Origin of the sequence: Myxococcus sp. CA051A, from assembly GCF_013336705.1 — a bacterium.
GTDB lineage: Bacteria > Myxococcota > Myxococcia > Myxococcales > Myxococcaceae > Myxococcus > Myxococcus llanfairpwllgwyngyllgogerychwyrndrobwllllantysiliogogogochensis.
The window spans coordinates 819649-842309 of sequence record NZ_JABUMS010000001.1 but is presented as its reverse complement, the minus strand read 5'-3'; the positions used below and the strand labels follow the sequence as shown (position 1 = coordinate 842309).

Annotated in this window: 18 protein-coding genes; 6 read left to right on the top strand and 12 right to left on the bottom strand. The window is 67.9% G+C overall.

Annotated elements, in window-relative coordinates; all coding sequences use genetic code 11:
• Positions 1-33: 33 nt before the first annotated feature.
• Together HUA74_RS03375 and HUA74_RS03370 are read right to left on the bottom strand one after the other, a co-directional pair.
• On the bottom strand, positions 34-1224 hold the full coding sequence (locus HUA74_RS03375; protein ID WP_174453395.1) for a hypothetical protein: 1191 nt from the start codon (positions 1222-1224) through the stop codon (positions 34-36).
• Positions 1225-1258: 34 nt separating this feature from the next.
• Complete coding sequence (locus HUA74_RS03370) at positions 1259-2275, bottom strand: GlxA family transcriptional regulator (RefSeq protein WP_217443326.1); 1017 nt, start codon at positions 2273-2275, stop codon at positions 1259-1261.
• A 43-nt stretch (positions 2276-2318) separates the two neighbouring features.
• On the opposite strand from HUA74_RS03370, the gene HUA74_RS03365 reads away from it, so the two are divergent.
• A complete protein-coding gene (locus HUA74_RS03365) occupies positions 2319-3068 on the top strand; it encodes an SDR family oxidoreductase (protein WP_141645271.1) in 750 nt (249 codons plus the stop codon).
• Positions 3069-3128: 60 nt separating this feature from the next.
• Here HUA74_RS03365 and HUA74_RS03360 read toward each other — a convergent pair whose 3' ends face one another.
• From HUA74_RS03360 to HUA74_RS03350, 3 genes are all read right to left on the bottom strand, one after another.
• Entirely contained in the window at positions 3129-3731 is a 603-nt protein-coding gene (locus tag HUA74_RS03360; RefSeq protein ID WP_371817186.1) for an RNA polymerase sigma factor, read from the bottom strand.
• Positions 3707-3922: a DUF2892 domain-containing protein gene (locus tag HUA74_RS03355; protein ID WP_174453394.1), complete on the bottom strand. Its 216-nt coding sequence runs from the start codon at positions 3920-3922 to the stop codon at positions 3707-3709. The genes HUA74_RS03360 and HUA74_RS03355 overlap by 25 nt, the downstream gene beginning before the upstream one ends.
• Positions 3923-4114: 192 nt before the next feature.
• Complete coding sequence (locus HUA74_RS03350; protein WP_174453393.1) at positions 4115-5344, bottom strand: hypothetical protein; 1230 nt, start codon at positions 5342-5344, stop codon at positions 4115-4117.
• A 533-nt stretch (positions 5345-5877) separates the two neighbouring features.
• Here HUA74_RS03350 and HUA74_RS03345 point away from each other — a divergent pair.
• The 3 genes from HUA74_RS03345 to HUA74_RS03335 all read left to right on the top strand — a co-directional run bounded on the left by HUA74_RS03345 (position 5878) and on the right by HUA74_RS03335 (position 12536).
• A complete protein-coding gene (locus tag HUA74_RS03345) occupies positions 5878-8076 on the top strand; it encodes an RCC1 domain-containing protein (protein WP_174453392.1) in 2199 nt (732 codons plus the stop codon).
• Positions 8077-8200: 124 nt separating this feature from the next.
• Positions 8201-10549, top strand: a complete 2349-nt coding sequence (locus tag HUA74_RS03340; RefSeq protein ID WP_174453391.1) for a DUF3857 domain-containing protein — start codon at positions 8201-8203, stop codon at positions 10547-10549.
• Positions 10550-10886: 337 nt separating this feature from the next.
• On the top strand, positions 10887-12536 hold the full coding sequence (locus HUA74_RS03335) for an LVIVD repeat-containing protein (RefSeq protein WP_174453390.1): 1650 nt from the start codon (positions 10887-10889) through the stop codon (positions 12534-12536).
• On the opposite strand, the gene HUA74_RS03330 is transcribed toward HUA74_RS03335, so the two are convergent.
• Together HUA74_RS03330 and HUA74_RS46335 are read right to left on the bottom strand one after the other, a co-directional pair.
• On the bottom strand, positions 12523-12891 hold the full coding sequence (locus HUA74_RS03330; RefSeq protein ID WP_174453389.1) for a hypothetical protein: 369 nt from the start codon (positions 12889-12891) through the stop codon (positions 12523-12525). The genes HUA74_RS03335 and HUA74_RS03330 overlap by 14 nt on opposite strands.
• A 215-nt stretch (positions 12892-13106) precedes the next feature.
• Entirely contained in the window at positions 13107-13238 is a 132-nt protein-coding gene (locus tag HUA74_RS46335) for a hypothetical protein (protein WP_256433092.1), read from the bottom strand.
• A 207-nt stretch (positions 13239-13445) separates the two neighbouring features.
• Between HUA74_RS46335 and HUA74_RS03325 the strand changes: the two genes are divergently transcribed.
• Positions 13446-14702, top strand: a complete 1257-nt coding sequence (locus tag HUA74_RS03325; protein WP_174453388.1) for a hypothetical protein — start codon at positions 13446-13448, stop codon at positions 14700-14702.
• 120 nt (positions 14703-14822) lie between these two features.
• Here HUA74_RS03325 and HUA74_RS03320 read toward each other — a convergent pair whose 3' ends face one another.
• A complete protein-coding gene (locus tag HUA74_RS03320; RefSeq protein WP_174453387.1) occupies positions 14823-15059 on the bottom strand; it encodes a DUF6289 family protein in 237 nt (78 codons plus the stop codon).
• Between the two features lie 167 nt (positions 15060-15226).
• On the opposite strand from HUA74_RS03320, the gene HUA74_RS03315 reads away from it, so the two are divergent.
• Entirely contained in the window at positions 15227-15643 is a 417-nt protein-coding gene (locus HUA74_RS03315; RefSeq protein WP_174453386.1) for a hypothetical protein, read from the top strand.
• Positions 15644-15783: 140 nt separating this feature from the next.
• Here HUA74_RS03315 and HUA74_RS03310 read toward each other — a convergent pair whose 3' ends face one another.
• The 4 genes from HUA74_RS03310 to HUA74_RS03295 form a co-directional block, all read right to left on the bottom strand.
• Positions 15784-16287: a hypothetical protein gene (locus tag HUA74_RS03310; protein WP_174453385.1), complete on the bottom strand. Its 504-nt coding sequence runs from the start codon at positions 16285-16287 to the stop codon at positions 15784-15786.
• 311 nt (positions 16288-16598) lie between these two features.
• On the bottom strand, positions 16599-17846 hold the full coding sequence (locus HUA74_RS03305; RefSeq protein WP_174453384.1) for a hypothetical protein: 1248 nt from the start codon (positions 17844-17846) through the stop codon (positions 16599-16601).
• Positions 17847-17991: 145 nt separating this feature from the next.
• Positions 17992-20349: a hypothetical protein gene (locus HUA74_RS03300; RefSeq protein ID WP_174453383.1), complete on the bottom strand. Its 2358-nt coding sequence runs from the start codon at positions 20347-20349 to the stop codon at positions 17992-17994.
• Between the two features lie 194 nt (positions 20350-20543).
• Positions 20544-22517 (bottom strand): TonB family protein, encoded by a 1974-nt coding sequence (locus tag HUA74_RS03295; protein WP_174453382.1) that lies wholly within the window; start codon positions 22515-22517, stop codon positions 20544-20546.
• Positions 22518-22661 lie beyond the last annotated feature (144 nt).

Genomic DNA, 22661 nt, shown 5'->3' with positions numbered 1-22661 from the left:
ACGGCACCTGCGTGGGATTGAGCCATTCCTCCGCTACTCGGTGGCCGCCTCGGGCCACCACGATGCCGGGTAGGGACGCCTGGGGACCTGCGCTCCGTTCGTCGGTCGGAGGCTCGCGAGCTGGCAGCTTCCGTCCGGCGCGCGACCCACCGCCCAGCGCAGGTCCGGACTGAAGGATTCGAGCGTCACGAGCGTCCGCAGGGCCATCGGATAGAAGAGCTTCAGCGTCCGGGTATCGAGGATGACAAGCGGGTCGAGGCTCAGGGCCACCCAGCTCTCGCCGAGCCACCGCGAACCACCCGACCAGGAGGCCGGAATGCCTCCAGATGCCCCCAGGACCGCATCCCGCACGCGCTCGGGCAACTTCGGCCGACGGATGGCCCCGGAGGACACCTCCTCGAGCACCGGCGCCCGCCCATCCCTCGGGTCGAGGTCCAGGGCATACCGACGGCTGGGTGAAAAGGAGCGACTCTCGCCATCGTCCGGCCACACCTGCGTCGCGCCCACCACGCCGGTGCTCGGATCCCACAGCGCGCTGAGGAGCTCCCTCTCGGCGGGTGGATTGTAGTCACCGGCGAAATACTGCACGCCAGGGAGCGTGGAGACCCCGAATCGAAGCAGGTAGCGCGCTCCTTGTTTCTCCCAGCCCATGGGCGTCACCCACCGCAGCTCGGGTATCCGAAGGGATGGGGACACTCCTCCATCACGCTCGATGACACGGATTGCATTGTCGGAGCTCCGCAACGCGACCGAGTGCCACTCCGGATGGACCTCGAAGGAGTACGGTCCCTCCAGTCCCTGGGCCCAGTCACCCTGGAACCGGACCTCGTCCGAGCCTCCGTCACCCCGGTACCATCGGCACGCGACGCCGAGGGTCCGAGCGCTCCCGCCATCCGGAGTCAGACCCCGGCAGCCGACACAGGTGCTCAACGCATCACCGCCGCAGGCGAGATGCTCGTTGGAGACCGCGGCGCCCGTCAGGAGTACCGGGAGAGTCCGGGTGCCCGGCTCGACGGCCCAGATACGCCTCGTTCCAGCATCCTCCGGTTCTTCGAGCAGCATGTGTCGCCCACCCGGGGTGAAGGCCAGGTAGTTGGCTCCGGAAGGCGCGCAGGGTTGGAAGGGCTCGAGGACGAAGCCTTCCGGATTCTCTGAGCGAGGAGACGCCGCCAGCGTCACTCCCGCGAGCACGAGCCCCAACACCACGGTCCCCAGTCGTTTCACCAGACCCTCCCGTCGCCGTTACAGCATGAAGACTTCACGTCGCAAACCGCTTCCGGTAGTCGCTTGGCGAGATGGAAAGATTGCGCTGGAAGGTCACCCGCATCCTTTCCTCGTTCCCGAAGCCGCACACGCGGGCGATCTGGTCGACGTTGCGCTTCGAATCCTCCAGCATCCGCCGGGCGGCCTCCAGCCGCAGGACCTCGATGGCCTTCGCCGGAGTACGGCCGGTCTTCTGCTTGTAGACACGCGCGAAGTTGCGCGGGCTCATGCGGGCTCTTTCGGCCAGCGCTTCGACGGTGAGGTTGTCGCTGCCCAGGTTGTCGGAGATCCACAGGTGCAGTTCATCGAAGGCGGCGCCGTCCTTCGTCTGCGACTTCAGCAGCTCACTGAACTGCGACTGCCCACCCGGCCGCTTCAGGAAGACGACCAACTCCCTTGCCACCTTCATGGCCAGGTCATGTCCATGGTCCGCCTCCACCAGCGCGAGGGCCAGATCGATTCCCGCACTGACGCCGGCCGAGGTCCACACAGGGCCTTCACGGACGAAGAGCGCGTCGTGGTCGATCTTGATTGAAGGGAAGCGCTCGCGCAGCAGGTCGCACATGGCCCAGTGTGTCGCCGCGCGCTTGTCCTGAAGGAGCCCGGCCTGGGCCAGCAGGAAGGTGCCGCTGCAGACCGATGCGGTGCGGCGGGTCGCTGCCGCCTTCAGCCGAAGCCATTCAATCAGCGGCTCGGAGCGGGCCAGCACCTGCTCGATGTTCGGCGAGCCAGGAACGACAACAGTGTCGACAGGGACTCTCGCGAACGCGGCGAGCGGCACCGTCTGCAACGCAACGCCTTCCGCCGACTGCACCAGCCCACCATCAAGGCTCGCCGTGTGGCGGAGGTACCCCGGCAATCCGCACTCCGCCAGGGCCTTTGAGGCGGCCCAGAACACTGTCTGGGGCCCCGTCAGGTCCAGCAACCCCATGTCGGGAAAGGCGACGAAGAGCACGGTGCGCTGCCCGCCCGAAACTGGCAGAAATTCCGGGGTATCTGTCATGGCTGCCATACCCTTTCATGCCTACATTCTCGTCGTCAACGGAGAGGCAAACATGAAGATCGTGGTCATCGGTGGCACCGGCCTCATCGGAACGAAGGTGGTGACGAGGCTTCGCGGGCAGGGCCACGAGGTGGTGGCGGCCGCGCCCAGTTCGGGCATCAACGCCCTCACGGGTGAAGGCCTGGAGGAGGCGCTCGCGGGCGCGCGGGTGGTCGTCGATGTGGCGAACTCGCCGTCGTTCGAGGACAAGGCCGTGCTGGAGTTCTTCGAGACCTCGGGGCGCAATCTCCTCGCGGCGGAAGAGAAGGCCGGCGTGAAGCACCACGTCGCGCTGTCGGTGGTCGGCACCGAGCGGCTTCTGGGCAGCGGCTACTTTCGCGGCAAGATGGCGCAGGAAAAGCTCATCACTGCCGGCAGGATTCCGTACACCCTCGTGCGCTCGACGCAGTTCTTCGAGTTCATGGGCGGCATCGCCAAGGCGGGAACGGAAGGCGAGACGGTGCGCGTTTCCACGGCGCTCATACAGCCCATCTCGTCGGACGACGTGGCGGATGCGGTGGCCGAAGCGGCGCTGGGCGCGCCGGTCAATGGCATCGTCGAAGTGGCCGGGCCGGAGCGAGTGCGACTCGTCGACGTGGTCCAACGCTTCATGACCGCGAAGCAGGACGGGCGCAAGGTCATCGCCGATGCTCACGCGCCCTACTTTGGCGTGGAGCTGGACGACCAATCGCTCACGCCGGGCGACGGAGTTCGTGTCGGGCCGACGCGGTTCGAGGAGTGGCTCCGCCGTTCCGCGACATAGTCCGCGCGCATGAGCATCGGCGATGACCAGGTGCCCGCGAAAGGCACCTGCTCGCGAACGTCAGTTCATGCGCTTGCCGTGCTCACGCCATTCACCTCGGCGCAGCAGCTCCTCGCGCAGTTGGGTCCGCGCACGGTGCAGCCGCGTCTTCATGGCGGCCAGCTCAAGCCCCAGGGCTCTACAAACCTCCTCGCCGGAGAGCCCCTCGAGGTCTCGCATGATGAGCACCTCGCGATAGATGGGCTCCAAGGCCGCGATGGCCGCATGGACGGACTGGATAAGCTCCCATCGCTCCAGCGCCTTCTGCGGGTCGAGCGCGTCGGACACAAGGGCGGCGTCCTCCCTCAGTTGCTCGCCCAGGGACTGCCGCTCGCGGACGAAGGGACGGAGCATGCGCAGGCACGTGTTGCGCACCACGCTCATCAACCACGAGAGGACGCTGGCGTCCCGCTGCACCTCGGGGCGCTTCGCGAGCTTCGTGAAGGCCTCCTGCACCGCATCGTCCGCGTCGTAGCCGTCCCGGCACACGCGCAGGCCGAACCGGTACACCCGGTCGTGGTAGGTGCGCACCAGCGCGGCGAGGGCCTCGTCATCTCCCCGGGCCGCCGCGGCAAGCAACCCTCCGTGCCCCGCGCCCATCAGCGCCCCGGCCCCAGGGGGCACGTCGAGCGGCCCATCAGGGCATAGCCGAGGCAGCTCCCCGCCAGGGCCGAGAAGAGCAGATACGCCCCCAGCACTCCGAAGGTCGCGACCCGGATGGCCAGCGACAGCGGCGCCAGGGCCGCACACGTGACCAGCACCAACCCGCCCAGGGCCCTGAACAGCCGCTCCACCTTCCCGACATTTCGCTTCATGACGCCCTCCATTCACCAGGAGAAGTCACGTCGCGCCAGAAAGGATTCAGGGCCCCGGATTTTTTCGCCGCCCCGCGTGCCAGATTCGCGGGGAGTCCACGGGAGCCAACACGCGCCCCCGCGGACACCGGTGGCGCTGATCCTCCGTGCTGGGTGGCTCCCGGACACTTCCGCCCCACGGGAAGCCGTGAATCAGGCGGTGCTTCGCACTGGCGCGGAACGCTCCTCCGTCGCGGATGCGTCGCCGGGCACCGAGGGCATCAGGCTGACCTTCAATTTCGCCACGTTGGGTGTCACCCCGAAGAAGGAATCATAGGCGTTGAGGTGCTGCTGCCCCACCGTCGTCATGAAATCATTGAAGCTACCCGGATGGGGAGGCAGCGGCGACGGCGTGAACTTCTGCGAAGGCAGTCTGACGTAGGGATTCGGGCTCGGCAGCAATTGGTACATCTGGTTGATCGCGCCATAAACAAGGTTGGCATCGAGCCCCAGGAAGCCGCTGAGCGGGCCGTAGAGCGTCTGGCACGACTTGTTCTCGACGTAATCCCACACCACGTCGTTCTGCACATTGTACGGCTGGACGTTCATCAAGTTGGTCCAGCCGTGCGGCACCACATCGTACTGGTTCCAGATGACCTGGTTCCAGTAGCCATAATTCGCGATGCCGGAGATCGCCGTCGGCGGAAAGAGCGCAGTAAAGGCGTTGACGAATCCTTGATCTCCGGTCGAGGGGGCGGCCGTCGGCAGCACATAGAGCGCGGCCCACCGCTTCACATCGAAGACGTTCTGATAGAGCCAGCGGGCCAAGGTCGGGCAGAGCGAGCCACCCAGGCTGTGCCCAGCGAAGATCAGCGTCGCCTGATAGGACGCTTTCTCCCCCAGGAAGGTCTGAAGCGATTGATTCGTCTGCGAATCCAGCATGTTCAGCAGATTCGTGGTCCCCCGTGCCGCCCCCTGCGAAACGTTCCCCACGTTGAATTGACTGGGACTGGTGCTGTTCGTCGGGGTGATTCCCACCGGGAAGGCCACCGTGTTCGTGACGCTATTGTCCAGACAGTCCGTGTCGTACCAATTGTGCGCGGTGTCGCTGTTCCCGTTGGTACCAGCAATCGCCACGACATAGCAGTCCGCTTGCGCATTGTGGACCGCGTACATGACATTGTCGGCCACCTTGGACACCCTGCCCTTGCCGCTGCAGTCTGTGTCGGTTTGATAGACGCAAGGTCCCCACACTCGCGTCCACACACCCAATTGTTGACTATTGCTCGTCAACGCAGCATCGATGATAGGCCCAAGCTGCTGAGCGATGTTGGAGGCCGTGTCTTCCAGGCTGTCGCCCAGACCAGAGAACCTCGAAAGCTGGTATACCGTCTGGATGATATTGTAGCTTCCGCCGGTATAGATTGGCTGTACGATGCTCATACGAATGAGCCTCCCCTTGTGTGGTGATGATTCGCTCGGAAACCCAAGCAGAAGGCATGCCAGCACGCCCTGCCGCGATTCCCCAAGGCAATCACACGCATCTCAGGACTCACACCAGGCGGTTGACGCGTCAGCAGGGGTCCTGACGCGTCAGGAGGGTGCTTGACGCGTCAGCGGCGACTCGATGGCCGCGAGCCGGAGGGCTACGAAGCCCCCCCAACCTCGAGGACGACGACCCCGGGGCCGGCCCTGGAACCGGTTCACCCCGCACATCCCGCCCCGTTCCGAGCACCGCGAGTCACCGGCCGCCCTGTTCCGCTTTTTGTACGAGGTCGAGAATAAACCGAAGCCCGGGCACGTCAGGGGCCGCGCGCTCGTGTCCCCCTGGGAGCGCGCGGTGGATGACCGCGGAGGGTCCGGCGCGCCCGATGCGGGTGCGGCGGGTGCCGTCATCGCGGCAGACCCGATGTCTCATCATGACAAACAGAGCCATGCCAGTGCAGCCGGCCAGGCAATTACATCAGGAGCGATACATGCAACGGAGCGAAGGTCAGCGGATGAGCCGATGGCTGGGAGTCTGCCTCGGACTGTGGTTCGCGGTGGGCTGTGGCCAACCCCCGACGGGGGAGTCTGTCGAGGAAGCATCGGTGGGCTCGCCCATCACGCGCACGAAGCCGCGCGCCCGCATCGCCGCGGGAAGGGACCATTCCCTGTCAGTGCGTCCGAACGGCACCGTGTGGGCGGCGGGCTCGAACGAATACGGGCAATTGGGCAATGGCTCCACCACGAACAGCGCCGTGCCCCTCCAGGTGCAGGGCCTGACAGGGGCGACGGCGGTCGCCGCGGGCTCGATTCACTCGCTGGCGCTCCGCTCTGGCGGCACCGTGTGGGCCTGGGGATACAATGGCAGCGGTCAGTTGGGAAATGGCTCCACGACATCCAGCCCTGTGCCCGTGCAGGTGCAAGGGGTGACGGGGGCGACGGCGGTGGCCGCGGGCACGGATCACTCCCTGGCGGTGATGGCGGATGGCACCGTGCGGGCCTGGGGTTACAACGGCTCTGGCCAACTGGGCAATGGCACCACCACCTCCTCTTCCACGCCCGTCCAGGTGCAGGGGCTGACCGGGGCCGTGGCCGTGGTCGCGGGCAGGAATATGTCCCTGGCCCTGCGCTTCGACGGCACGGCGTGGGCCTGGGGCTACAACGGCTCTGGCCAACTGGGCAATGGCACCACCACCTCCTCTTCCACGCCCGTCCAGGTGCAGGGGCTGACCGGCATCACGGCTGTCGCCGCGAGCGAGGATTACGCGCTGGCGGTGAAGTCCGACGGCACCGTGTGGGCCTGGGGCAACGCGTACCTGCCCATGACTCCGTGGCCGCTCTCCACGCCCGTGCAGGTGCAGGGGCTGACCGGAGCCGTGGACGTGGCCGCGGGCAATCTGTTCTCCCTGGTGGCGCGCTCCGATGGCACCGTCTGGGCCTGGGGCTACAACGCCGATAGCGGTCAACTGGGCGACGCCACCAAGACTGGCCGCACCACGCCCGCGGTGGTGCAAGGGCTGACCGGGGTCACCGCCATCGCCACGGGGCGGGACCACGCCATGGCCCTGCGCTCCGATGGTTCCGTGTGGACCTGGGGCAACAACGACGTGGGGCAGCGTGGAGATGGGACACCCGCGGGGAGGTTCCTGCCGGTGGCGGTGCAGGGGATGAGCGAGGCGTCCTCCGTGGCGGCGGCCCTGTCCCACTCCCTGGTGCTGCGGTACGACGGCACCGTGTGGGCCTGGGGCGCCAACTACGCCGGCCAGCTCGGGGATGGGACGACGACGCGCCGGCCCGCGCCCGTGCAGGTGCCGGGGCTTGTTGGCGTCATGGCTGTCGCCGCGGGTGGCGACCGCTCGCTGGCGTTGCTCTTCGACGGCACCGTGTGGGAGTGGGGCAACGGCGGCGCCGTGCCGGTGCAGGTGCAGGGGCTGAGCGGAGTCGTGTCCATCGCCGCGGGCTGGGTCCACGCCCTGGCGGTGCGCTCCGACGGCACCGTGTGGGCCTGGGGCAACAACTCCAACGGGCAGTTGGGGAATCCCGCTGCCGGCTACGAGAGCGCCACGCCGGTGCAGGTGGCGGGACTCGGTGACGTCGTGAAGGTGGCGGCGGGTGGCGCACACTCGCTGGCGGTGCGCTCCGACGGAACCCTGTGGGCCTGGGGCGAAAACAACGAAGGCCAGTTGGGGGATGGCTCCAAGAACCGTCGCTTGACGCCCGTGCAGGTGCAGGGACTGACCGGGGTCGTGAGTGTGGCGGGAGGCAGTGCGCACTCGCTGGCGGTGCGCTTCGATGGCACCGGGTGGGCCTGGGGCGACGGCGGGCGGGGCACGCTGCTGCTCGCCGCTGGCTGGTACAGCCGCACCCGACCTGCACAGGTGGGGATGACGGGCCTGGTGGAGCTGGCCGGTGGCGGGGACACCTCGCTGGCCTTGAGCGCCACCGGCGCCTTGTGGGCCGGCGGCACCAACGAATCGGGGCAATTGGGCAATGGCACCACGTCCAATCCGCTCGCGCCGGGGCAGGTGCAGGGGCTGGGCGGCGCGGTCGTCACGGCCGCCGCGGGAGGCGACCACATGCTGGCCGTACGTGATGACGGCACCGTGTGGGCCTGGGGCCACAACGCCGATGGCCAGTTGGGCCATGGCTCCCCCTCCGACGGCATCACTCCCAGCATCTCCCTGCTGTAACCCCTGGGACCACCGCGGGCCCGGAGCAAGCATGGCTCCGGGCCCGCCCGTTGGCGCGTGGCTCGACTCCAGCTCGGAGCCCTTGCGAGCCCGTGGGGCATGCCTCCATTCTCGCCCTCCTCGCATGCGCTCCGTTCATTTCCTCGCGCCCCTCACCGCCCTGTTGCTCGGCCTCACCCTCCCCTCCAGCGCGGCCCCCAAGGACGCAGAGCGCTCCTTCCGGGTCCAACCTCCCGCAGGCTGGGTGCGCCCGGTCGCACTGGAGACGAGGGACTCGCGGCCCCTGGGCGAAACCGGGGGCGTTCACTACGCGCTCGCCGATATCCAGGTGCGCGCGGAGCGCCCGAGGGTGGAGCGTTATGCCCACTACGCGCGACGCGTCCTCACCGAGGGCGGCATCGAGGAAGCCGCCGAAATCAACGTGACGTTCGACCCATCCTTCGAGCGTCTCACCCTGCACGGCGTCTGGTTGCACCGCGGCGGGCAACGCAAGGATGTGCTGGAGCCCCAGGCCGTGAAGGTCATCCAGCAGGAGCGCGAGCTGGAGCAGCGGCTCTACAACGGCACCCTCTCCGCGCTCATCTTCGTGCGCGACGTGCGCGTGGGTGACGTCATCGAGTACGACTTCACCGTCGAGGGCGACAACCCTGTCTTCGACGGCCGCTTCCTCGCCTCCGTGGAAACGCGCTACGGCACGCCGCTGGGCCACTGGCGCTACCGGTTGCTATGGCCCTCCGCGCGCGGGCTGCATGTGAAGCAACACGGCACGGACGTGTCCCCCTCCGTGAAGGAGGTGGGCGGTGTGCGCGAGTACGTCTGGGAGCAGCACGACGTGCCGGCGCTCAGCATCGATGACTCGCTTCCCTCCTGGTACCAGCCCTGGCCCTGGCTGCAGCTCAGCGAGTTCGATAGCTGGGCCGCGGTGGCGCGCTGGGCCGTGCCCCTCTACCAGGCGCCCGCGCGGTTGCCCCCGACGCTCCAGGAAGAGGTGAAGCGACTGCGCGCGGCGCACGCATCCCCCTCCGCGCGCCTGCTCGGGGCGCTGCGCTTCGTGCAGGACGAGGTGCGCTACCTGGGGATGGAGCTGGGTCCCAACTCGCACCGCCCCCATGCACCGGAGGAAGTGCTCGCGCGGCGCTTTGGTGACTGCAAGGACAAGACGCTGCTGCTCGTCACGCTGCTGCGGGCGCTCGGCATCGAGGCCCGGTCGGCGCTCGTCCACTCCGCCTGGAAGCAGACGGTGGAGTCGATGTATCCGTCTCCCGTCGTGTTCGACCACGTCATCGTCCAGGCGCGCCTGGAGGGGCGTGACTATTGGCTGGACCCCACGGCCTCACACGAGCGAGGTCCGTTGGAGTCCTTCGAGCCGCCGCCGTTCCGCCGCGCCCTGCCGATTGACGAAGCCACCACGGGACTGGTGGAGATTCCGGAGCCTCGGAGTCAGGAGCCCGTGATGGAACTGGAGGAGTCCTACGTGGAGAGCGCCGCCGGCCAACCCGTGGCCCTCACCGTGACGACGCACTGGAAGGGCCCGAGTGCCAATCAAATGCGCCGAAACCTCTCCACCGCGTCACTGAAGGACGTGGAGCGTGAGTACCTCAACTTCTATGCGCGCAATGACCCGACGATTCGCTCGACCGCGCCGCTCTCCGTGCAGGACGACCCGGAGCACAACGTCATCACGCTGGTGGAGCGCTACGTCATCGAGTCCTTCTGGTTGGAGCAGCAGCGCGAATTCACCGCATCCACCATCACCCGCTACCTCACCCGGCCGCGCATCGGTCAGCGCACCATGCCCCTGGCCATCATCCACCCGGTGAACGTGCGGCAGCGCATCCGCTTCGAGTCGCTCCACTCCATGCGCATCAGGCACCAACGGGACACCGTCCAAGGACCCGCCAGCGCGCTCGACTACAGGTTCTGGACGGAGGACGGCGACAAGGTGCTCTTCCTCGAATACCGCTACCACAGCCTCGCGGACGCGGTGGAGCCCGCCCAGCTCATGGCGCACCTGGAGGCCCTGAAGCGGATGGACGTCCACACCGGCTACCAGGTGACGCTCGGCACGACTCACGGCAACGGAGGCCGAGGCAATTCAGGGTTCACCTGGGTCGGCGTGGCCATGGGGCTGGGGGGCCTCGCGCTGGGCGGGCTCCTCATGTTCATGGGTGATGGGCCGCGTGCGTTCCTCCGGGACGTGCAGGCGCGGCGGCGCAAGCGGGCGTTCTCGCGCAAGTTCGCCTCCGTCGAAGGGGACAGCCCCGCTCAGGCCATTTCGCTCGCCACCGTGGGCGAGCTGCACGCGCGGCTGTCCGGAGTGCGCTGCGCGTGCGGCGTGGCCGGTGCCGGGGCACCGAAGCTGGAGGAAGTCGTCCTCGGAGAGCAGCACCTCGTCCTGGCGAAGTGGACATGCTCCGGCTGTGGCCGCGGACGCCATGCCTACTTCACGGTGCGCGAGGAGCGCGCGGCCTGAGTCCATACAGGCCGACGCGCACCTGCGCGGGTGTTCTTCCGGGGACAGGGGGCCGTGCCCGCCATGCGCCGTGAGTCCGTGCTCCGGAGGGCGGGACGGTTGCGATGCAAATCGGCGACCAGGGTGACCGGAAACCCGGGATTGGACGGCCACCAGTCCTGAGTTCCCCTCGTGGAGCAAGGACCCGCACGCCCCGGAAGTACGACGACCCGAGCCTCCCGTTGGCAGGCAGACTCCACACACCACGTGGAGTCCCCCCTACCTCCGAGGTCCCTCCTTGACACGCTCCCTTCGTACCCTAGGGCTCATTCTTTCGACCTTGTGTCTCTCGCCGCTGATGGGTTGCGACGAGGACCCACCCTCCCCATCCACCCCCGACGCGGGCCGGGACGCGGGCAGCGATGCAGGCCCCAATGAGACCCCGGACGCTGGACCGGACGCGGGCCCCAATGAGAACCCCGACGCGGGACCGGATGCGGGCGTGGATGCCGGTCCCTATGTCTGGGATGGCACCTACGTACCGCTCGAGGAGCATGGGGACGTCGAGGACAAGGGCATCCTGGCCGACTGCAAGTTCGACCCCCGGAACGTCTCTCCCACCATCTGCAACGAACTCGACCGCGCCGACCTTTTCGACCTGTCCCAGTGTGAGACGCAGTCGCTCGGCGCGCTGGCCCAGGAGGGTATCTACCAGGTCGAGCTCCGGGGAGAGCGCGCGCTGCCGGATGGCGGCACCCGCATCGTCCCTTCCTCGACGGGGTTCCTGCTTCGCGACGACGGCGGCACCAGCACTCTGTATGACCAGCCCATTCTCAAGCTCGACATGGAGGGAGACCGCTTTGTGCTGCAGGGCCAGGTGCCGCGAACCGGCACCGTCATGAACCTGACGGGCTGCGAGACGAAGGCCCCCAACATCCTCACCGGCTGCTTCGCATCTTGCCGCCGAGGCCAGTTCACCCAGGGCGGCACCTTCGAGGCCCACCGCGTCGTCAAACAGGAGGCCGAGCCCGAGTCCTCGGGCGGGCTCGCGCTGTTGTCCGAGCACCGCGTCTCCACGGGCCTGGCCGTGGACATCTACGTCACCAAGGGGCACGCCTACGTCGTCTCCATGCCCCACCAGGACCAATTGGGTGGACTCACCGTTTTCGACGTGAGCAACCCGCGCAACCCCGTGCGCACCGCATCCATCAGCCTGCCTGGGGACAACTTCTGGAATGGCGTGTGGGCCAAGGACAACGCGCTCTACGTCGCGAGCAATGACTCGGGCGTCGTCGTCTATGACATCTCCCAGCCCGCCGAGCCCCTCTTCGTGCGCAGCCTGTCCACGGGCGGAGACGGAGGCGCGCACACGGTGCTCGTCGACGGCAACTTCCTCTACGCCATGGTCCCCATCTCTGGCACCTTCATCTACGACCTCACCCACCCACTTGACCCGGTGCTGCGCACCGTCATCCCAGGGGGTCCCCACGACTCCTTCGTCTACGAGGGGCGCCTGTACATCAGCGACTCCAGCGACGGCTATGCCCTCTTCGACCTCGCCAACCTCGACGACATCCGCGAGGTGGGCCGCTACATCATTCCCAATGGCTTCTCCCACCACAACGCGGTAGGCACCTTCGGGGGGAAGACCATCGCCTTCGAGGGCGGTGAGTTCAATGCCTCTCACGTGCGCGCGCTCGACGTCACCGACCCGGCGAACATCGTGAAGATTGGCACCTTCAAGATGCGACGTGTCACCTCCATGCACAACCTCATCCTGCGCGGCAACCTGCTCTACGTCGCGTGGTACCAGGAGGGCTTGCGCGTGCTGGACGTCTCCAACCCCACCCAGCTTCGCCAGGTGGCACACCACCACGTCTTCCGCGAGACGGACCCGCTCCGGGGTGACAGCCTCTTCGAGGGCCTCTTCGGCGTGCGCGTCCCGGGCGACGGCTACGTCTACACCGCCGAATCCTCCCGAGGGCTCATGATCTTCAACGAGCTGTGAGCTTCCTCGGCGCTTCGTAGGAATGAGGCATCCCCAGGTGAGGTCGGCGCCTGGGGATGCACGCATCCCCCTTCACTAGCCGTTCGCCTTCCTCGAGGTTCTCCACCTTGAGGAGCGGCTCGACGATCTCCACGACGCCGGGCGCCATGCTGACGTGCGTACCCATCCGGTCATGCATGCGCGCGAGCACGCGATACTGGCCCAACGGCACGTCGGCGGTCCGCCAGTCGAAGACCGTCAGCGCCGTGGCCGCCGCGGTGCCGAGCACGAGCGGAATCTGATCCGAAGTCGTCTCCGGATCGCCATCCGCGTCGGCGAGCAGGTCCACCGTGGTCGCCCCCGCGACGGTCGACACCCACTCGATGGACACCGGCACGCCGGGAGCGAGGGTCAAGCGCTCAGCGGGACGGACAACCGTGATGTGTCCGACGGCGTCGCCGCCAGGAGGGCGGGCATATTCCTGAGAGCCACAGCCCACGCTCATTGCAGTCACAAGGCCGAGCCGCGAGAGGTGAAGGCGCGTGGGCATGCCGGCACGCTAACACCCGGTGCGCGAGGTCAGCCCACGACTCAGGGCAGGTTGTCCGCGATGACCGCCCGGAGCGGCGTCTCGTGGAATCCCAGGGTGCGAACTCGCTCACCGAGGATGTCCTGCTTGGAGTCCACCTTCGGTGACCTGTCTCGCATCACGATGACCTTCACGCGAGCGTTCGGTCTCTCCACGCATCTGCCGGATGCACGCGCCTGGATTGGGATGACGACCTGACGACTTCGCCAGGAAATTCAAGAAAAAGCCGCAATACGACTTCAAGTCCTCCGCATGAAGTGATGGAGTGCCAGTCCGCAGGGCCCGGCATGTGTCCGCCGTGACTGGCCGGGAATCACTCGATGTCATGGGGGGCGAACGTCATGCGCCAGCAAGCGATTCTTCGTGTCGTGGTGGGGAGTGCCTCGCTGTGTCTGGGAGGCTGGAGTGAAGCAGTGTGGGCCGGAGGGCCCGCGCAAGGCCCCGTGGGAGTGCTCGCGGAGCCCGCCAGTGGAGCCGCGCGTCCCCGGACGCTGGATGAAGCGCTGCTTGAGGTGGAGCGCGAGGTGCCGGGCTTCGGCGGCATGTATCACGATGAGAAGGGGCGGCTCGTGGTGCGCCTGGTGAATGCCACCGCGGCGCCGGCCGCGCGCCGGGCCATCGCCTCCGTGTTCGGCGCGGAGAGGATTCCCCAGGCGGGCGTCGTCACACAGCCCGCCACGCGGACGTTCTCCCAGCTCAAGGCCCTGCAGGAGCGACTCACACCGGACGTCCTCGCGCTGCCGGGCACCGTCTTCACGGACGTGGACGAGAAGTCGAACCGGGTGGCCATTGGCGTCGAGAAGGCCGAGGCGCGGGCCATCGTCGAGCGGGCCATCGCGCGCCTGGCGGTGGCTCGGGACGCGGTGGACATCGTCGAGTGGGGGCCCATCAACCCCACCAACGTGCAGAGCGGATGGACACCGGTGGGGGGCGGACTGCAGATAGAGACGCCGGGCAAGTACTGCACGCTCGGCTTCCCCGCGCTCCAGGGCGGAACGCTGGGCTTCGTGAGCAACTCGCACTGCACCCAGGTCCAGGGCGGGGTGGAGTCAACGCCCGCGTACCAGGCGGTGGCGCCGTGGCTGGTGGGGACGGAGACGACGGACCCCGGCTACGCCAGCGGAGGAAGCTGCCCGGCGGGGCGCATCTGCCGCTCGAGCGACAGCGCCTTCTTCCGCGGGGAAGCGGCCATCGCCACCTACGTCGTGCAGACGCCGGGCGCGTTCGACCTGAACATCTCCGCCTGGCCGGAAGTGACGGGGAAGGTGCTGTACCCCTCCCAGGGACAGACGGTGTTCAAGACGGGCCGCACCACGGGCACCACCAGCGGCACCATCCAGTGGGCGTGCGCCACGGTGAACTCGGGAGGTACGCCACACACGTTCTACTGCAACTACATCGCGACCAGCGCCACGCAGAACGGCGCTGGCGGTGACAGCGGCTCCCCCGTGTTCTTCCTCAACGGCAACGGGGTGACGCTGACGGGCCTGATGTGGGGCGCGGGCGCCAGCCCGTGGAACTTCGGCTTCTCGCCCCTGGGCGGCGTGCAGGCCGAGCTGGGTGTCGTCCCGTACTGCCAGGGCGGCGTGGGCTGCTGAGCGCCGCACACCCCGGGAAACGACCTGGGAGGAGGAGGGCACACTCCTCTTCCTCCCAGAACAGGGCCGCGCTTCACGGGGGATGAAACCGCCGCGTGGGACACCGCGGGGCCCGCTCCCTCAACAGGGGAAGCAGTACACCAGCCGGGAGTACGAGGTCCGGACGCCCGAGAGGTACCGCCGCCCGCTGCATGTCTGGGTCTCGTTGCCCACCATCTCCGAATAGGTGTCATCCGAGAAGTAATCCCACTCACAGCTCTGGGCTGGAGCCGCCTCGGCCTTCGGGGCATAGGTGGACGTTCCGAGGCCCACGAACGCGGGAACCGCAAGCACAACGCCCAAGAGCAGCCTTTTCATTGAATGCCTCCAAGGGGAAGAACCGCGACCTCGAACCTAGGTTGCCTTGGATTGCAATGGCAAGGGGGCCCCATGCGGGGCCGCCAGGGAAGACCTTGGGCGCGTCCCGGAAAGGAGCGCGGCATGTTATGAGTTGCATGCACCCACCACTCTACGAGGGCACTCCCATGAAGAGCACCTTGCGCAGCATTTCGCTGATGGCCACGAGCCTGCTGATGGCCTGTGGTGAGGGCGCCCCCCAACAGGAAGGGGCTGGACTGCCCACACTCGAAGACAGTCACGCCGCTCTGGTCGCTCCCACCGCCTCCATCTCCTGCTCGAGCACCTCCACTGACATCACGTGCATTGGCGGCGCAACGGGTGGCAGCCCGCTTTACCGGAGCCAGTGGTCGCGGACGATGTACTTCGACGGCGAGGTCCTCAACTCCCCCTGGGGAGATGGCAGCGCCACGTATAGTGAGTCTTGCGTCACGCCGACGTCTGGGAACCCGCCGGGCTATTCCATCCGGTTCCGCTACCGCGTGGTGACGGCCGCACAGGAAGTCTCCAACGTCGCCACCGGCCCTCTCTATGCTTGCGAGTGATTGCGCGCGGAAGCCCCGCCCTCCTCCGACGAACAAGCCCGGCCGCTGACGTTCCAGTGGAATGCGAATGACCCACGGTGGACCGTGCCCCCAAGAGAGCGGCACGGCCCACGCATGGCACGAGAACGGAAAGACTCGCGCTACTCGCCGATGATGTCCGAGCCCAGGCTCACGCCGTCACTGTACACCGTGGCCTGGAAGGGATTGCCGGCGCCGCTCATATCGAAAGCCATCACAACGGACGCGGCTTCCCCGAGCTGAGCCAGCCACGCATCCACCGCTTCCGGATCCCTGAACGCGTACGTGCCCGCCTCGGTCTGAACCACTTCGAACGGGTCCGCGCCCAGCTGTTCGCCGCGCGAGCCGAGCACCGCCACGTTCATGAAAGGACTCGTGAGCGTCGGAGCCGCCCCGTCAATGCCGACGAGGGCCATCTCCAGGCCCGAGGCGCCTCCAGCAACGGCGCCCGCCCTGAGGGACTTCTTCTTGATGGTCACCGTGACTGTCGCCGTGCCCTCGAACTTCCCAGTGCTCGGATTGTACGTCATGGTCGTCGAGCCCGAGACAGTCGTCTCGCACGCCGGCAACAGGGCCAGCGCGAGGACCATCGGGACAATGCTCAGGATTCTCATCAACTTCGTCATGGCTGACACTCCAGATCGAGAGGAATGCGCTGCCATCCCTCCCCGGAACAGTCCAGGCAAGGCGGCAGGCCCGCGATACTCCATCAATACGACACACCACCCCGACCGCCCCCCCTTCGGGGACGCCATGGCGAATCAAAGGCAATCACCCACCACATCAGGATGGCGACGACAAAGTACGATCCGAATCGTACATTGTCAAATGAGGGCGCTCGCGGGCCCGCGCGCGGCGGCCACGGCGACAGAGAATCCTCGGCCGGGGACCCTCCAGCGACGAGGGCCACCCCGGACGAAGGCTGTCACCACGGACGTCAGCAGTCCCGGGCGTAGTCCTGCTCGAACACCAGGACGCCGCGCGACTCCGGGAAGTAGATGACATACAGCTCCCAGATCATGCAGGCGTCCGGCCACATCTCCCGGCTGTAGTGCCAGCCCGTCACCTGCACCGCCTCGGAGCCGTTGCTGTACTCCTGGCCCAGGGCCGGATGCAGGGAAGACAGCCTGGAGAGCAGCCGCGACTGCGCGAACTGCGCGTAGGTCGTATTCGCCAGGCGCGCGCCGAACAGCGCATTGCTCTGCTCCGTCAGGGAAACGGCCTCGGCGACCTTGTCCAGGCTCGCGGGAGTCGAGTGGCTCCAGGGGAAGGAGTAGCCACGCAGTTCGCCGTAGCACGCGGAGGAGGTGCCACAGGCCGCGTTGGCCGCCGACAGCTTGGACTGCAGGCCCGTGCTCACCGGCCGTGAGCCCAGCGACACGGAATACAGCCCATAGGCGACCGTGTAGTCGGACACGCAGACCGGCCACATCCGCTGCGTCCACGTGGCCTCGCCGCCCGCGCACCAGACGGGTTTGGAGGAGGCCGACGGAGCACATGCGCCCTCGTAGAGCGCGTGCGCGTCATCCGCGCCGAAGCACAGGGCGAAGGCCTCGTTGACGGGCAGGCCCTCCGCGTCCCAGTGGGCCATGCAGTCCTCGACGCGGGGACCCACCCGGGACTGGTCACACGTGGCGTAGACGGACGGGTCCACCGGCTCGCAGTTGCCGCTGAGACAGTCGAGCTGGAGGCGGAAGCGCTTGCCCGCGCCCTCACCGCTGCTGACCACGACGAGATACTCGCCGCCCTGGGCGAAGGTGACGGAGGCCACCTTGCTGAGCTGGCCATAACCCGCGTCATCGTCCTGGGCCCGCACGGTGGTGCCGTAGCTGCCGCTGGCATCCCTGGGGCCGTAAACGAAGAGCCCCGTGTCCAGGGACATGCTGCTGCCCAGGTGCGTCACCTCCAGCTTCGCGCTCGAGCCGGCCGCGACGTTGATGGCGAAGGAGTAGTACTGGAGGGGCGTGGTGAAGGACGTCTGCACCGCGCCGGGGAGCGCCACGCTGCCCAGGAACGTGGTGCTGTCCAGGACGTTGCCACTCGACGGCGTGGGCGGAGGGAAGAGCACCCCCTGCTCCACGGTGTCGATGGCGGGCGGCGCCTCACCCGCGGGCAGGTCGGAGGAACCACAGGCGGCCAGCAGAAAGACAGACACCCATCGGAGCGACTTGAGGGAACGGAGCATTGGCGATGGCCTCGTGGAACGGGGAATGGCACACCCCTGTTCGCCGCCGCCGCCCTGCCCTCCCAGGTGAGCCGCGCGGAGCATAGGCACGCGCGGCTCGGCCACCCCAGGACCTCACACGTCTGTCACCTGATGCACCGGCGCGTCAGGGGGCGGGCTGCAGCGCTTTGCGTTCCTTCGCGCAGACCTGAATCAGCTCGAGCATGCTCATGCTGGCGCCGCCGATGTCGAACTTCTGCTCCTTGAAGTCGGGGTATCGGTTCTCCAGGATTCGCCCCTCCGCGATGCAGTCATTGAGCTGCGAGAGCGCCTCGCTCTTGCGTCCCTTGGAGAGCAGCGACTTCGCCGAGTCGTAGGCCTTCCTCTGGCCATCCTGGAACCGAAGCTCCACGTCCGCCCTCTTCTGGGGCGCCTGCAGCGCCTCCGCCTTCTGGGCGCACTGAGCCATCACCTCCTGGGGCTGGGTGGGCGTGCCGCCCACGAGCACGTCGACCGTGGCGAGGCTGGCGTTCTCCTTCACCATCCTGGCCCCCTCGTCCTGGCAGGCCGTGAGCTTCTCCAGCGCGCTCGCGTACAGCTCCTTCTTCTTGCGCAGGTCCGTGGAGGACGCGGCCGCTTCCGACGCCTTGCTGGCGACGCCCAGGGCCTCACCCGTCAACCGACGCAGCGCCCGCGCCTGCTTCGCGAACTCGAGGGCCTCGACCAGCTTCAGCCACTCGGCGCGAGCCCGCTCCGCGGACGCCGCGTAGCCCGCGTCCTGCCGCTCCAACGCCGCATTCGCCTCGAACATCTGCATGACCTCATCCACGCTCTTCGAGGCGGTCTCCACGTCGCCGTCGGTCGATGAGATGCCCTTCGCGGCTTCGAGCTTCTCCTTCGTCGTGGTCAGCCGGGAAGCAAGCTGGACGCGAGCATCCGCCGCGGCCAGGACGATCTTCCGCCGGTTGATGCGCTCGCCCAGGTCCGCCATGCGCTCCTTGGTCTCCTTCGCGTACAGCGCGTAGTCGCGGTCCTTCTTGACGAACGGGGCACCGACCTCCAGCACCGCGCCAATCTGCTTGACCGCGTTCTCCGCCTCCTGGAGCTGCGCCGGCGACGGCGTCTCCTTCTGAATCTGGATGACCAGCGCCGCCGCGTTCTTCCGCGCCTCGTCGACCTTCACGCGCTGCTGCTGCAGGTCGACCTCGTACCGGCGCCGCTCCATCGTCGCCCGCCCATCCCTGAGCAGCTGGCGCGCGTCGGCGGCGGCTGGGCTGATGGCGGGGTTCTTCACGTGGACCGTCTCCAGCGTCTTCTCCAGGACGACCAGCGCCGTCTTCGCCTCCTCGAACTGCTCGGCGGTCGCGGCCCGCTTCTCGATGTTGCGCAGGGCCTGCATGACTTCGGCGCGAGCCGCATCGAGGGTGCGGACCTGGAGCACCACCTCCACCTCGACGAGCGTGTTCTTCACCTCGGCGAGGTACTGACCGATGGCCTGACTCCTCGCCGCCTGGGGCTCGTACTTGTCCACCAGCTTCCGGCCGACGAACGCCGCCGTCTTGGCCTCGGCGAGCTGCTCGGGCGTGGGCCGCTTCACCCGGAGCGCCTTGGCGGACGCGCGGAGCTCTTCATGGGCGGGCTCCAGCTCCACCTTCACCCGCGAGACACCCGCCTGCACCACGGACTCATCCATCTGGCGCCGGGCCTGGGTGACCTCGGCGCGTGCCTTGTCCGCGTCCGCGCGGTACGCCTTGTCTTGCACCTCGAGCGGCTTGCCCTCCTCGAGCTGCTTCTGCAGCGCGGCCGTCGCCTTGTCGGCGGCCGTGAACTTCTCGTCCGACCAGGCCTTTCCCAGGTCGGCGAGCGCGCTCGCCAGTGACTTGCGGCTCGCATCCAGGAGGCCGCGCTGTTTCTGAGCCGACAGTTGCAGCCACCGCTCATCGAGCGTCTTCCTGTGACGGGCGACGGTCGCTTCGACGTCGGTGAGGTACGAGGAGAACTTCGGGTCCTGGCTCTTCAGGGGCCGGCCCTCCTCCGTCAGCTTCTCGAGCGCGTCCACCGCGGCACGCGCCTCGTCCATCGCCTTGGAGCCCGGGTCGCCCTGACCGAGCTTCGACATGCGCTCGTTCAGGGGCGCGAGCGCGCTGTCGATGCGCCGGCGGTAATCGTGGATGTGGACCTTCGCCCGCCGCTCATCGACGTACTCGCGGTCGGTCCGGAGCTGCTTCCGCGCGGCCAGGACGCTCTTGGCGTATTCGAGGTCTTCCGTCTCGAAGCTCGCTCCCGCATTGAGCGCCTCTTTCAGCGCTTCCACCGCCGCGAGGGCGGCGTCGAGGTCGGCGCCACGCGGCGGCTCCTGCTCGATACGCTGAACGGCCGCCGTCAGGGCCGAGCGCGCATTCTCCAAACGCTTCGAGGCGTCCTCGATGGACTTCGCGGCGCCAGCGGCAGGAGGCGCGGCCGGGGCATCGGTGGAGGCGAAGACAAGGAACCCGATAAGCATCAGCACTGAAGTACGTACCATTCAGGGAAACCTACTACAGCGAGGCGGTAGGAGCCTCGGCATAGTGTCCGCGTCCCCCGCCTGGAGATGCGGTCAGGCTGCATCAAGGTGGCCCAGATGAAGCGCCAACTCGCCTGGGCGCACGCGGGGCGAAAAGGCACCTCCCAGCATCTCCGTGGAGAGAGGGGCCCGCGCGGGTCCCCTTCGCGCGGGCGTCAGGGCCGCAGACGGAAAGGCACCTTCACCACGCGGTAGACGGCGACAGGCCGACCCTCGATCAACGCGGGCTGGTAGCGCCAGGTGCTCACCGCGCGCATCGCGGCGGACACGAAGGGCTCTTCACCTCGCATCACGGAGACGTCGCGCACCTCGCCGCGCTCCGTGACGACCAGCTTGAGGACGACCAGTCCCTCGCGCCCCGCGGCACGCGCATGTTGGGGGAACTCCGGCTGGAGGTTGCCCGCACGTTCCACGGGGGGCTTCGCGTTCTCCGGCAGTTGGATGGGCCCCGTGGGAGCCGAAACCTGGAGCGTGCCTTCGGCCACCGCGCCTGGCTGCTCCGCCATGGGCTTCGCGGCCCCGGGGACATCCAGGGGCATGGGCGCGCTCAGGGACGCTCCCGACATCCACTCGGAGCTCCCCGAGCCCTCCGCGCTGGCAGAGGACGTACCCGGGGACGACGAGCGTCCGCCGCGCTCACGCTGCAGCCGCTGACTCAAGAGCACCTCACCCGAGCCCCCCGCGAGCACGCGGTCCGAGCGATACCCCTCCCGCACGAACGTCACCTCCGCGGTGGCCATGCCGCCCGCGTCGGGTGGCACCTCCAACACGAACGGCGTGGTGCCCCGCTCCACTCCCTTCCAGAAGACACGCGCCCCCTCCGGCTGACTGGAGATGTGGAAGCGCACGGGCCGAGGCGCAACTGGCGCCGCCACGGAGTGAGGCTCCTGCCGTACCGATTCGGAAGGCGAGGCCACCGCGACCAACGGCGGCGACTGCACGGGCGCTCGCGGACGGCGGGCCCCGAGCAGATAGGCGCCAGCTCCGCAGACGAGCAACACGCCCAGGCCCGCTCCCATTCTGAGCGCCCTTCGGCGGAAGTCCGGACGCGGAGAGTCCGGACGGAGCACGGAGGACTCGTCCAGGCTGATGTCCAGGACCAGGGTGCCCTGGACACCGCTCGTGGTGGACCGCATCGATGGCGCGAGGGACATGCCGACAGGCCCGGTCACCGCCTCTCCAGGGCCGGTATCCAGCGAGATGGCCGTGCCCGGACCCGCCGCTCCGCGCAATGCCTCCAGGAGCGCCTCCATCGACTCGTAGCGGTGCGCGGGCTGTTTCTCCAGACAGCGGCGCACGACGGTCTCCACGGGCGCGGGAATGGCCACGTCCGGGCGCACCGCCTGGAAGCGCGGTGGGACCTCCTTGTGGTGCGCGAAGATGAGCTCCAGCGGGTCCTGCATCAGGAAGGGCGGCCGCCCCATGAGCATCTGGTACAGCACCACCCCGAGCGCGTAGACGTCGCTGCGCGCGTCCGCCAGGTTGCGCGCCTGCTCCGGGGCCATGTACGTGGGCGAGCCCAGGAAGGTTCCCACCTGGGTGATGTCCGGCACCGACAGGTGGCTGGCACCCTCCACGACGAAGGGCTTCACCAGTCCGAAGTCGAGCACCTTCACGTGGTCGCGCTCCGCGCTCCCCTCCTCCGCCAACAGCATCACATTGGCGGGCTTCAGGTCGCGGTGCACCACTCCCAGACGGTGTGCCTCGCGCAGGGACCGACACACCTGCTGGGCGATGTCCACCGCGCGCGGCCAGGGCAGCGGCCCGGCGGTGAGGTGCTCCGCCAGCGTGCGCCCCTCCAGGTACTCCATGGCGATGTAGAAGGTCCCGTCATCCGTCTTCCCGTAGTCGATGAGGGTGACGGTGTTCGGGTGGCGAAGCTTCGCCGTGACGCTGGCCTCCAGGAAGAAGCGCCGCTGGAACTCCGGGTCGTTCGCGGAGGGGAACGTGGGGCTCAGCACCTTGAGCGCCACCATCCGTTCGAGCGGGAGCTGGAGGGCGCGATACACCCGGCCCATTCCCCCGGCCCCCAGCGGCGCCAGCACCCGGAAGCGCTCGTGGAGCACCTGGCCGAGGAGTGGGTCCACCGGCGAAAGAGGCGAAGTCGAGGGGTGCGATTCGGTCTGCATGGCGATCACCTGAGCAGGAACCGTCGCATGCACCCGTCACGGCGGCGTGCCGTGCACATCACGTCATGGCCAACACCCCGTCACGGCCCTCCGGACGGTGAGCGGACCGGCACCGACGTCCATCGGCTCACGACGCGGCCTACG

Bases quoted from the DNA above. Each gene is read 5' to 3' on its own strand.
- HUA74_RS03300 (WP_174453383.1), bottom strand. From the start codon at position 20,349: ATGGTACGTACTTCAGTGCTGATGCTTATCGGGTTCCTTGTCTTCGCC.
- HUA74_RS03320 (WP_174453387.1), bottom strand. From the start codon at position 15,059: ATGAAAAGGCTGCTCTTGGGCGTTGTGCTTGCGGTTCCCGCGTTCGTG.
- HUA74_RS03365 (WP_141645271.1), top strand. From the start codon at position 2,319: ATGAAGATCGTGGTCATCGGTGGCACCGGCCTCATCGGAACGAAGGTG.
- HUA74_RS03325 (WP_174453388.1), top strand. From the start codon at position 13,446: ATGCGCCAGCAAGCGATTCTTCGTGTCGTGGTGGGGAGTGCCTCGCTG.
- HUA74_RS03350 (WP_174453393.1), bottom strand. From the start codon at position 5,344: ATGAGCATCGTACAGCCAATCTATACCGGCGGAAGCTACAATATCATC.
- HUA74_RS03335 (WP_174453390.1), top strand. From the start codon at position 10,887: ATGGGTTGCGACGAGGACCCACCCTCCCCATCCACCCCCGACGCGGGC.
- HUA74_RS03305 (WP_174453384.1), bottom strand. From the start codon at position 17,846: ATGCTCCGTTCCCTCAAGTCGCTCCGATGGGTGTCTGTCTTTCTGCTG.
- HUA74_RS03370 (WP_217443326.1), bottom strand. From the start codon at position 2,275: ATGGCAGCCATGACAGATACCCCGGAATTTCTGCCAGTTTCGGGCGGG.
- HUA74_RS03310 (WP_174453385.1), bottom strand. From the start codon at position 16,287: ATGACGAAGTTGATGAGAATCCTGAGCATTGTCCCGATGGTCCTCGCG.
- HUA74_RS03295 (WP_174453382.1), bottom strand. From the start codon at position 22,517: ATGCAGACCGAATCGCACCCCTCGACTTCGCCTCTTTCGCCGGTGGAC.
- HUA74_RS03315 (WP_174453386.1), top strand. From the start codon at position 15,227: ATGAAGAGCACCTTGCGCAGCATTTCGCTGATGGCCACGAGCCTGCTG.
- HUA74_RS03340 (WP_174453391.1), top strand. From the start codon at position 8,201: ATGCGCTCCGTTCATTTCCTCGCGCCCCTCACCGCCCTGTTGCTCGGC.
- HUA74_RS03355 (WP_174453394.1), bottom strand. From the start codon at position 3,922: ATGAAGCGAAATGTCGGGAAGGTGGAGCGGCTGTTCAGGGCCCTGGGC.
- HUA74_RS03345 (WP_174453392.1), top strand. From the start codon at position 5,878: ATGCAACGGAGCGAAGGTCAGCGGATGAGCCGATGGCTGGGAGTCTGC.